General features: G+C 34.8%; 8 protein-coding genes. 1 reads left to right on the top strand and 7 read right to left on the bottom strand.

Translation table 11 applies throughout. From position 1 onward, the window contains the following. Positions 1 to 25 precede the first annotated feature (25 nt). Positions 26 to 2698, top strand: coding sequence for a YhgE/Pip domain-containing protein (locus tag KTC92_RS13010; protein WP_220286223.1), 2673 nt, complete (start codon positions 26 to 28; stop codon positions 2696 to 2698). Between the two features lie 103 nt (positions 2699 to 2801). Here KTC92_RS13010 and KTC92_RS13015 read toward each other — a convergent pair whose 3' ends face one another. The 7 genes from KTC92_RS13015 to KTC92_RS13045 all read right to left on the bottom strand — a co-directional run bounded on the left by KTC92_RS13015 (position 2802) and on the right by KTC92_RS13045 (position 11377). Continuing rightward, entirely contained in the window at positions 2802 to 3452 is a 651-nt protein-coding gene (locus KTC92_RS13015; RefSeq protein ID WP_220286284.1) for an ECF transporter S component, read from the bottom strand. Positions 3453 to 3547: 95 nt separating this feature from the next. Then, positions 3548 to 4561, bottom strand: coding sequence for a formimidoylglutamase (hutG, locus tag KTC92_RS13020; protein WP_216302141.1), 1014 nt, complete (start codon positions 4559 to 4561; stop codon positions 3548 to 3550). A gap of 169 nt (positions 4562 to 4730) precedes the next feature. Beyond that, entirely contained in the window at positions 4731 to 5351 is a 621-nt protein-coding gene (locus tag KTC92_RS13025) for a cyclodeaminase/cyclohydrolase family protein (RefSeq protein ID WP_165411798.1), read from the bottom strand. Between the two features lie 48 nt (positions 5352 to 5399). Then, the gene (locus KTC92_RS13030; RefSeq protein ID WP_216302140.1) at positions 5400 to 7079 is read right to left on the bottom strand and encodes a formate--tetrahydrofolate ligase; all 1680 of its coding nucleotides are present in this window, start codon (positions 7077 to 7079) and stop codon (positions 5400 to 5402) included. Positions 7080 to 7147: 68 nt separating this feature from the next. After that, positions 7148 to 8044, bottom strand: a complete 897-nt coding sequence (ftcD, locus tag KTC92_RS13035; RefSeq protein ID WP_216302139.1) for a glutamate formimidoyltransferase — start codon at positions 8042 to 8044, stop codon at positions 7148 to 7150. Between the two features lie 30 nt (positions 8045 to 8074). Further along, the gene (gene hutI, locus KTC92_RS13040; RefSeq protein WP_220286224.1) at positions 8075 to 9328 is read right to left on the bottom strand and encodes an imidazolonepropionase; all 1254 of its coding nucleotides are present in this window, start codon (positions 9326 to 9328) and stop codon (positions 8075 to 8077) included. A gap of 21 nt (positions 9329 to 9349) precedes the next feature. Further along, positions 9350 to 11377 (bottom strand): urocanate hydratase, encoded by a 2028-nt coding sequence (locus tag KTC92_RS13045; protein WP_220286225.1) that lies wholly within the window; start codon positions 11375 to 11377, stop codon positions 9350 to 9352. Positions 11378 to 11430 lie beyond the last annotated feature (53 nt).

The following is an 11430-nucleotide window of genomic DNA, read 5'->3' on the forward strand; positions in this document are numbered from 1 at the left end:
TATATATAAAGGATGAGGTGATAACATGAACTTTTTAAAGGTAGCTTGGAGAGATATCTCAAGTATATTTAAAAATAGATTCATACGAGTATCGGTAGTAGCAATTATTATAGTTCCACTTTTGTATAGTTTACTTTATCTTGATGCTTTTTGGGATCCATATGCTAGAATTAAGGATATGCCAGTGGCTGTGGTAAACCAAGATAGAGGAAGCTTAAAGGACGGAAAAAAAGTTAACTACGGTCAAGATTTAGTAAATAATCTTAAAGATAAGGAAGCAGTAGGCTGGAGGTTTGTTACAAAAGAGCAAGCTGAAGATGGAGTCAAGGGAAAGGATTATTATGCCATGTTCGTAATTCCTGAAGATTTTTCGCAAAATGCTTTAAGTTCGACTAAAGGTAAACCAGAACAGGCTACTATATTATATAGTGCAAATGAAAAGAGAAATTTTTTAGCAGCACAAATCAATGGTAAAGTTTTAGATCAGCTTAAATCAGAACTAACCAAAAGTATGTCAAAAGAATACGCAACAGCAGTGTTTGATAGTTTATATGAACTTAAAGATGGTATGAAAAAAGCTTCTGATGGAAGCAAAAAACTCGCTGACGGTGTAGTTACCGCAAAAGATGGTACGCACCAGTTAAAAGATGGAACTGGGAAACTTAAAAGCAATGTTCCACAAATGATGGATGGAGTAGGGAAATTACTAGTGGGTTCTAATACATTAACTAGTAAGCTAGGGGAGCTTAAAGCTCAAGTGCCTACAATGGTAAGTGGGGTAAATCAGCTTCATGGTGGTGCAGACCAATTGAATAATGGATTATCAGAGCTTAACAACCAAGTACCAACTATGGGAACAGGGGTACAAAAACTTCATGGTGGTGCAGTCCAATTGAATAATGGATTATTGGAGCTTAACAAGAAAGTATCAATTATGGTAACAGGGGTACAACAGCTTAATGAGGGATATACAAAAAAAATAATACCTCCAACTAAAGAACTTAAAGAAGGAGCATCAACTCTTGCTTCAGGGCTTGCAGGAACTAAAGATGGATCAACTAAGTTAAATGATGCATCAACTAGGTTAAATGGTGGATCAAAAGAGCTTAGTGGTGGATATGATAAAATGAAAGATAGCATGAGTGATCTTAGCGTGGGCAGTGCAAAAGTTGCTGGCGGAGTAGATGGTTTAGTAGATAATAGTAAAAAATCTCAAGTGGCATTGCAACAAGCAAATGAGAAACTGGAAGCATATTTTAAAGATCATCCAGAAGCAAAGGATAATGCAAATATGCAAGGCGTTTCAGCTACATTAAATGCATTAAATAAAAATGCTACAGATGAAAACAACGTAGCTATGATGAATGGACTTCAAAAGGGTGCTCATGGAGTAGCAGAAGGATCTAAGCTATTACAAGAGAAATCTTCAGATTTTGTAAATGGTACACAAAAATTTGCACAAGGTGCAGATGAGTTTTCAAAAGGAGCTGGAGAGTTCGCAGAAAAAACAGGTGCAGCAGCGGGCGGTGCAGCTAAAATCAGTGGAGGTTTAAATCAGCTGTATGATGGTATGAATAGTGATTTTGGGAATGGACTTTCAGAACTTAATGGTAAAATGCCAGATTTAACTGGAGGCGTGCAAAAGTTAGTTGCAGGTTCAGGAGCTTTATCAGGAGGAATTTCAGAGCTTAATGATAAAATTCCAACTTTAACTGGAGGCGTGCAGAAGTTAGCTGTAGGTTCAGGAGCTTTATCAGGAGGGCTAGCACAATTTAGTCAAAAGATGCCAGCTTTAGCAGATGGAACGGCGAAACTAAATGCAGGTTCAGCAGAGCTTACAAAAGGAATTAGTACTTTAAATGGCAAATTACCTGAGCTAAAAGATGGGGTAAGCAAGTTAGATGATGGTACTAATAAATTAGATGGTGGCATGACAGAGTTAGCAGATGGTTCTAAAGAACTTAACAAAAAGCTTGCAGATGGCCATAAGGACCTTAGTAGTAGCTTGAAAAATGATAGTAAAACTATGGGAGAGACATTCTCGGAGCCAGTAGTTATGGATCAAAAGCCAATAAATCCTGTTAAAACTTATGGTGAAGGATTTACTCCATATTTCATTCCACTATCATTATGGGTAGGAGCTTTAATGATGTTCTTTGTAATTACAGATAAGGTAGATGCAGATATTGCAGCAAGCCCAGCTTCTGTAGTAGCAGGTAAGTTCTTATCATATGGAGCTATAGGAGCTATGCAAGCGGTACTTGCAAGTGGAGCTGTAATGTTATTAGGTCTTAGACCAAGTAATATACTACTGTATTTCTTGTTTAATATTTTCTTATCAAATGTGTTTATAGCGATTATTCAATGCATGGTATTCTTACTTGGGCAAGCAGGAAGATTAATATCAATTGTATTATTAATTCTTCAACTTACTTCATGTGCAGGTACATTCCCAATAGAAGTTGTACCTAATTTGTTTAAGGTTTTAAATCCATTTATGCCATTTACTTATGCAGTATCTGGGTTAAGAGAAGTAATATCAGGTATTGATTATGGCGTATTTACAAAAGATATAATAGTCCTTGCTGCAATGTTAGTTGTATTCTTATTCATATCTATATCAATGAAGGGGCATGCAGATAAAGTGCAAAAATTGATACAAGATAAAAGAGATGAAGCAACAAATATAACTGCATAGTATAAAGTAACAACGTATTAAAAAATTTAGATATTTGTAAACCACATTCCTATATTATTAGGAGTGTGGTTTTTTAATATAATCATCAATGATTATTACTAAATTAACATTTAAGATCTATTCTAAAGACCAATTCATAAACATTTAAAAGGATAGATATTATATACGACTGAATTATTATCATTAGACATGTTTCTGCAATTCTAGGAAGCCATAAAACCATAAAACCTACACTAGAAAGCCCTGGTATAAATAATATTAGAAAATAAGTGTTAATAGATGAAATTACAATTGCAGGCAATCCTATTGCTAAAATCATTTTAATATAATTATCATATAGTTTATTTTCACTATTGTTTCTTTTAATCACATTATTAATAACCAAAATTACAAAACCAAGCAGTGCTATAATCTCGAGTCCAATACCAATAAATTGAGTTTTCTTTCCAAGCGAAAATATAAGTTTGCCTAAATTTGATTTTGGAAATAGCAATATTACAATAGTATTAACAATTCCTATTAATCCTAAAGTTGCAAAACAAGTAATATAGTATTTAACTTGTTTTGCAACTTTAGTAAATTTTGTGTGTTTCCATATTAGTCCTGGAATAAAGCCTGCAAGCATTGTTGTTAAAGTAAATAGTGGAATATAAGGTCCCAGAGGTCTTATAATATATGAAATAGTATCCACAAGACCACCAGCAAGTGCCCCATAAATTGGTCCGAAAATAATTTCAGGAAGAATATAGAAAATACATCAATGCTAATTCTCATAGCTCCTGCACCACCAATAAAAAACTGATTCACGGACTTGGTAAACTCAAATTTATTATTAATATGTAACAAGTTTTAGATAGACAAACTATTTGTTTCACAAAGTGTATTGATAACAGAAAAAATCAATACAGCTGCTAAGTTTGCTGTAACGTCGTCTTGGTCAAATCTTGGCGAAACCTCAGCTATATCAAAACTTACTACTTTATTTGACCTTAAAATGTATTTAAGAAACTTTAATACACGTTCAGGATCGAGACCAAGTGGTTGTGACGAACTTACTCCTGGTGCAAAAGCTGTAGAAAATACATCGGAGCATATAGTTACATATAGATAATCTTTAAATTTTATGAAATTATCTATTTCCTCCATAAGCGGCCAACTGTCACTATCTATTATATCTTTCGCAAGCATGTATTTAACTCCAAGTCTATCAGCTGTTTTAAAAAGATCTATGGTGTTACTGTGCTTTTGAACTCCGATGCACAAATAAGAATATTGAAGATCCCTATCACTACAAATATCTGCTATTTGTCTAAACATTGTTCCGGAACTGGTCACTTTTGTATAAGGTCTTAAATCAAAATGAGCATCAAAATTTATTATCCCGATATTAGGTTCTTGGCTTTTTTGTGATAAGTAATTTAATGTACCCATATAACTTCCAAAAGCAACTTCGTGACCACCGCCCAAAATAATAGGAAAAAGATTTAAATTTAAAATCTTTTCGATTGCTTTTGATAGAAGAGCTTGGCTTTCATCAAGGGTACAGTTTTCACATAATATATCTCCTACATCAAAAAGTTTAACTTCTTGTGAAAAATTGCATGGAAGGTTAGATAATTCTTTTCTTATACTTTTAGGACCCTTTGATGCCCCTACTCTGCCACTATTAAGCCTTACACCTTCATCACAACAAAAACCAATAAAAGCAAATCCCAGTTTACCGGTGTAGGAAATTAAATCATCTCTTTTTAAATCTATTATCTTTACACATTGATGCCATCTAAAAGCATCATAGTTGGTTTCACTATCAGTGCGTCCCTGCCAAACTGTTTTATCCGTTATTTTATAATTTTTATCAAACATTGTATTTAGCCTCCCAAATTATTTATGTATTTATAATTACATCACTATCATTATTTTAAATATAGTTTTCAGTATGATAAGCATATTAAGTATGTTTAAACATATTAAAAAACAACCTAAGGCAAATTATGATTTACCTTAGGTTGATGGCTATGGGGATCTATCCCTATTATAAAACTACTTTGCTTAGTAGTTGTTTTTCTCTTTCAACTACATTTTTTTCAAGAGTAGATACTTTTTTTTCAAATCGAGCTACGAACTCACTATCATTGATTGAGGATAGATTTATTTTTACATTGTAAAGAGCTGATAGAACTGCACTTCTTGCCATCATAGCTGATACAGCACCATCAGTTACTGCATTTTTATTTCCGTGTTTTATTGCTTTTTCTGAGTAATCCATAAGTGCATACGCATCTTCTGCTATCTTATATGGAGTCTCTGATGCATGCTTTAATGCATTTTGAATAGTTTCTTTTCTTGCAGATTTCTCTTCATCACTGTTTTTTGGCAATTTGAAGGCATCCATTACTCCATGAAAAGATTCAGAGTCTGCATCTATATACTCTATAAATCTTTCTTTATATTTGTTGGCTTGTTCATAAACTTCTTTCATCATGACTTCACTATCTTCATAACCTTTTTTACCAATAGTCAAACTTGCAACCATTGAAACAAGTGCTGCAGCAGATGCAGCTGATAGTGCGGCAATGCTTCCCCCTCCTGGTACGGGGCAATTTTGGGAGGTTTGGTCAATGAATTCTCTAACGCTTTTATCAACTAATAACATAATAATGTACTCCTTTCTCTATCTTTTCAACATAATATGAGCATATGTCTAAAATAATCCTGTTATAACTCCACTTCCATCTATATCCATCTTTTCTGCGGCGCTAACCTTAGGAAGTCCTGGCATGGTCATTATGGTGCCAGCTTCGCATACAATAAATCCTGCACCTGCAGAGACTCTTACAGTTTTTATTGTAATTTTAAAACCTTTTGGAGCTCCAAGAAGTTTATTGTCATCAGATAGGGAGTATTGAGTTTTAGCAATGCATAGGGGCATCTTATCAAGGCCTAATTCTTCAAGTTTTTTCATCTGATTTTTAGCAGCTGCTTCAAACACTACTGTATCTCCACCGTATATTTCCCTAACAATTGTGTTGATTTTTTCGTTTATAGAACTGCTTACATCATAAATAGGTTTAAAGTTTGACTCCTCTGTTTCAACAAGTTTTATAAGCTTTCGGGCCATATCAACTCCGCCTTCGGAGCCTTTAGACCATACTTCATTAAGGGCTATGTCAACTCCGAACTCTTTACATTTTGATATAAGAAGTTCTATTTCTTTTTCTGTATCGTTACTGAATCTATTTACAGCAACCATTACAGGTACATTAAATTTTCTTATATTTTCAACTTGTTTTTTTAAGTTCTCAAACCCACTACCAAGGGCTTCAAGATTTTCTATGCCTAAATCTGATTTAGATACTCCACCATGCATTTTCAGTGCCCTTATAGTAGCAACTATAACTGTAGCGGATGGTTTCAATTCTCCATATCTACATTTTATATCAAAGAACTTCTCTCCACCAAGGTCAGCACCGAAACCTGCTTCAGTTACTAAGTAATCACAAAGTTTAAGACCAAGCTTTGTAGCTATGAGGCTATTGCAACCATGAGCTATATTAGCAAATGGTCCGCCATGAATTATTGCTGGCGAATTTTCTAATGTCTGAACTATATTCGGCTTTATAGCATCCTTCATCAAAAGGGTCATCGCTCCATTAATTTTAAGATCTTTTGCAGTTACTGGATTACCATCCATGTTATAAGCTACTATTATTTTACCGAGCCTCTCTTTAAGATCCATTAAATCTTTAGAAAGACAAAGAATAGCCATAACCTCTGATGCGACGGTAATCATGAAACCATCTTCTCGTGGGAAACCACACACCTTTCCACCGAGACCAACAACTATATTTCTAAGAGATCTGTCATTCATATCCATAACTCTTTTAAATACAATCTGCCTAATATCTATCTTAAGGCTATTCCCTTGATGAACATGGTTATCGATTGCTGCAGTAAGTAAATTATTTGATGCAGTTATAGCATGCATGTCTCCTGTAAAGTGAAGGTTAATATCTTCCATAGGAACTACTTGGGCATATCCGCCGCCGGCTGCTCCTCCCTTCATACCAAATACGGGTCCTAAAGAGGGCTCTCTTAATGCTATACATGTCTTCTTACCTATTCTATTCAAGGCATCTCCAAGACCAATAGCAGTAGTTGATTTTCCTTCACCTGCAGGAGTTGGAGTAATTGCTGTTACAAGGATTAGCTTTCCATCCTTTTTATCCTTTAATCTATCAAAAATACTTAAAGAAACTTTTGCCTTGTATTTACCATAAACTTCTAATTCATCATCTTCAATTCCTAAATTTTCAGCAATGTTTGCAATGGGTAGCATTTTAGCCTTTTGAGCTATTTCAATATCACTCGGAACAATACTCATATAATTCGACTCCTCATCATAATTAATTATATTTTCTTGGTTCCTTACCCTGAAAGCTTTTTAAGTTTTTATTCTGAAAGTTTCTTTTCAAGTATTTGACTTATATCAAAGTTTTCTATTTGAAGATAATATTCAGCACAGTCTATTAATGCTTTCAAAGGAACCAATCCAATAACTTCACTGCCAACAACGGGTACTCCATATCGTAAAGCTTCCATTTTAACCATTTCGTGGGCTCTGTATACGGCGGTTTTTTCATAATTTACAAGATTCATAGAAATCTGAACTATGTTTCTCTCACAAAGTTTAACGCCCATAGCCTTTACAAATCTAAGCCCTCCACCTATAAATCTTACTTTTTTAGCAATAGCAGTTGCTATTTCCATATTGTCTGTGCCTAAGTTTACATTGTATGCTACAAGTGGAAATCTGGCACCTATAACTATACAGCCACTTTTTTCATTCATTTCACATGGACCAAAATCAGGTTTCCATTCTGGAAGTTTTATTTTTTCAAAGAATCCCTCGTACTGACCTTTTCTAATTTTAGCAAGATTTCTTCGTGCTTCACAAGTAGCTGCATCTTCATAAAGATAAACAGGAATATTTAATTCTTCTCCAACTTTCTTGCCAAGTTCTTTAGCCATTTCAACACATTCTTCTGTAGTAATATCCTGAATTGGAATAAATGGAACCACATCTGTAGCTCCCATTCTTGGATGAGCACCTTCTTGAGTCCTCATATCTATAAGCTCTGATGCTCTTTTAATTAGCTTAAAAGCTGCTTTTTTAGCATCTTCAGGTGAAGCAACAAATGTAACAACTGTCCTGTTATGGTCTTTATCGGAAGAATAGTCAAGTAATTTTACGTTTTCTGTATTTCTTATCTCGTCAACTATGCTTTCAATTATTTGTTTGTTTCTGCCTTCACTAAAATTTGGAACGCATTCTACTAATTTTAACATAATATTCTCTCCTTTACTATTTAAGATTAATTATATATTAACAACTACATTCCCAGCTTTAATTACTTTTTCTACAATGTTTATACCCGTATGATATGGTATAAAATTATAAGAAGGATATTTCAAAATAACAATATCACCTTTTTTACCAGGGTCGATACTTCCAATGGAATCTGCTCTACCGACAGCAGCAGCACCATTTATTGTAAGCGCTGTTATAGCTTCTTCCGTACTCATATTCATATATATAGCTGCCACTGCGAATACCAGAGGTATTGAATATGTAAAGCAGCTTCCTGGATTAAAATCCGATGCCAGTGCTACAGCGCAGCCCTTATCAATCATTTCCCTTGCCCTCGCATATGGTTCTTTTAGGCAAAATGCAGTACAGGGAAGGAGGGTAGAAATTACCTTTTTATCTGCCATGGCTTTTATTCCATCATCTGAAGCATGTAATAGATGGTCGGCTGATATTGCGCCAACTTCTGCTGCGAGCTCTGATCCTCCAAGGGTTACTATTTCATCCGCATGAAGTTTAAGTTTAAAACCCATTTCCTTTGCTTTCAAAAGAAGTTTTCGTGATTCATCTACAGAAAAAACTTTGTCTTCGCAAAAAACATCGCAAAACTCTGCAAGATTCTCTGATTTAACCACAGGGAGAACTTTATCTATAATGAAGTCAATATATTCATCATTTTTACCTTTGTATTCGGGTGGAACAGAATGTGCACCTAAAAAGGTAATTGCGAGGTCCATAGCATGATCTTCATTAAGTTTCTTCATAACACTAAGTTGCTTTATTTCTGTATCAAAATCAAGGCCATAACCGCTTTTACCTTCTACAGTTGTTACTCCAAGTTTAAGCATCTCATTAAGCATTTCAAATCCAATATTATAAAGTTCTTCATCTGAAGCATTCCTTGTTGCGTTTACTGTATTTTGTATTCCGCCGCCTCTCTCCATTATATCCATATAGCTGTCTCCGCGGAGTCTCCAAGCAAATTCATCTGCCCTGTAGCCACCAAATACAAAATGAGTGTGAGAGTCTACAAATCCTGGAAGGACGCATTTATTAGATGCGTCTATAACTTCATAATCTGCTTCATTGTAAATTTTCAATATTTCTTCTGTAGTATTAACAGCTTTAATTATGCCATCTTCAATGACAACGGCTCCATTTTTTATGATATGAATGTTTTTCATTTCCTCACCGTATTTTGCATTGCTACCACTGCAGGTAACAAGTTCCGAGGAGTTTTTTATAAGCAAATTTCCTTTTTTCATAAATACATCCCCTTAAATATATTATTTATCAAAATACTTGCTAACAGTATCCCTTACAAGTTTTTCGTTTGTTAAATAAGGAATAGTAACATGGTCTGTACCTTTATGTGTATTGTTAAATTCTATGACTGTTTCTATAGAATGTTCATTTCTTGCCCATGAACGTCTTGCAACTCCATTCATAACATCCCATGAAAGAGCGGATTTGATTATCTCGTCTACTCTATAACTTCCATCAAGTACAAGACCGAATCCTCCATTTATTGATTTCCCGATTCCTACACCGCCACCGTTATGAAGCGCTACAAGACTCATACCTCTTGCTGCATTCCCGGCATAGCACTGTACAGCCATATCTGCCATAACATTACTTCCATCTTTTATGTTGGAAGTTTCTCTAAATGGTGAATCAGTACCACTTACATCATGATGATCTCTACCCATCATAACAGGTCCTATCTCTCCATTTCTTACCATTTCATTGAACTTAAGAGCTATGTTTATTCTTCCTGTAGCATCCTGATAAAGTATTCTTGCTTTTGTACCAACAACAAGATTGTTTTTTTCTGCATCCCTTATCCAGTTATAGTTATCTCTATCCTGGTATCTTCTATTTGGGTCTATGCATCCCATTGCAGCATGATCTGTTTTTATTAAATCTTCATTCTTTCCACTTAAACATACCCATCTGAATGGTCCATATCCATAGTCAAATAGCTGTGGTCCCATTATATCTTCTACGTAAGATGGAAATATAAAGCCATCTTTTTCGTCTATTCCATTTTTAGATATTTCCTTAACACCGGCATCATAAATTGCTTTCATAAATGAATTGCCATAATCAAAGAAGTATGTCCCTCTTTCAACTAATATTTTTATAAGTTCAAAATGACGTTTTAAACTTTTGTCAACCAATTGGCAAAAATTAGTTCTGTCTTTTGCAAGAAGACTTGTTCTTTCCTCAAAAGTTACTCCCTTAGGGCAATATCCACCTTCGTATGCCGCATGGCAAGATGTTTGGTCAGATAATAAATCAATTTTTTTGTTGTTTTTTACTGCATACTCAAGCAAATCAACTATATTTCCGTGATATGCAATTGACATTGGCTCTTTCTTTCCCAAGTATTCGTCAGCAATTTTGAATACCTCATCAAGATCTGATGATTGCTTCATAACCCACCCTTGCTCAAGTCTTGTACTAATTCTTGATTCATCAACCTCAGCTACGATGCCTACACTATTTGCGATTTCGATTGCCTTTGGCTGAGCACCGCTCATACCGCCCAAACCTGATGTTACAAATATATGTCCTCTTAAATCACCATCATTTGGGATTCCAAGCTTCATTCTACCTGCATTTAATAAAGTATTGTAAGTACCGTGAACTATGCCCTGAGGTCCTATATACATCCATCCTCCGGCAGTCATCTGTCCATAGTTTGCAACACCCATTTCCTCTGCTATTTCCCAATCTTTTTGATTATCGAACATGCCTATCATTAGTGCATTTGTAATTATTACTCTTGGTGAATCGGGTTTTGATTTGAAAAGCCCAAGAGGGTGTCCTGATTCTAAAACCAATGTTTGATCTTGAGTCATTATTTCTAGATATTTCTTTATAAGTCTATATTGCATCCAATTTGGACATACACTTCCTGTTTCACCGTAAGTAACAAGCTCATAAGGATATAAAGCCACTTCAGAATCAAGATTATTATCAATCATAAGCTGAAAAGCTTTACCTTCAATACAGTTTCCTTTATATTCATCTATTGATTTTCCATATATTCTGCCTTCGGGACGAAACCTGTATCCATATATTCTGCCTCTTGTAGTAAGCTCCTCCATAAATTCTGGGATAAGCTCCTCATGATACTTTTCTGGAATGTAACGAAGTGCGTTTTTAAGTGATATTTCTGTCTGTGATTTTGAAAGGTGGAAGCCTCTATCTGGAGCTCTCCTTATTCCCTCAATAAATTCAGGCATAGTAGGTAAACAATCATCTAAAGAAACTGTCATTGCATTTTTTATATCAATATTATTAATCATTACTGATCACTCCCCTCTTTATAATCACATTCTAATACCATGTCGTCATTAAA

The organism is Clostridium sp. CM027 (assembly GCF_024730565.1).
GTDB classification, from domain to species: Bacteria; Bacillota; Clostridia; order Clostridiales; family Clostridiaceae; genus Clostridium_AD; species Clostridium_AD estertheticum_B.

What these genes read in the sequence shown, in the direction of transcription:
- KTC92_RS13010 (WP_220286223.1), top strand. Translation starts at nt 26, where the DNA reads ATGAACTTTTTAAAGGTAGCTTGGAGAGATATCTCAAGTATATTTAAA.
- hutG (WP_216302141.1), bottom strand. Translation starts at nt 4,561, where the DNA reads ATGTTTGATAAAAATTATAAAATAACGGATAAAACAGTTTGGCAGGGA.
- KTC92_RS13025 (WP_165411798.1), bottom strand. Translation starts at nt 5,351, where the DNA reads ATGTTATTAGTTGATAAAAGCGTTAGAGAATTCATTGACCAAACCTCC.
- KTC92_RS13030 (WP_216302140.1), bottom strand. Translation starts at nt 7,079, where the DNA reads ATGAGTATTGTTCCGAGTGATATTGAAATAGCTCAAAAGGCTAAAATG.
- ftcD (WP_216302139.1), bottom strand. Translation starts at nt 8,044, where the DNA reads ATGTTAAAATTAGTAGAATGCGTTCCAAATTTTAGTGAAGGCAGAAAC.
- hutI (WP_220286224.1), bottom strand. Translation starts at nt 9,328, where the DNA reads ATGAAAAAAGGAAATTTGCTTATAAAAAACTCCTCGGAACTTGTTACC.
- KTC92_RS13045 (WP_220286225.1), bottom strand. Translation starts at nt 11,377, where the DNA reads ATGATTAATAATATTGATATAAAAAATGCAATGACAGTTTCTTTAGAT.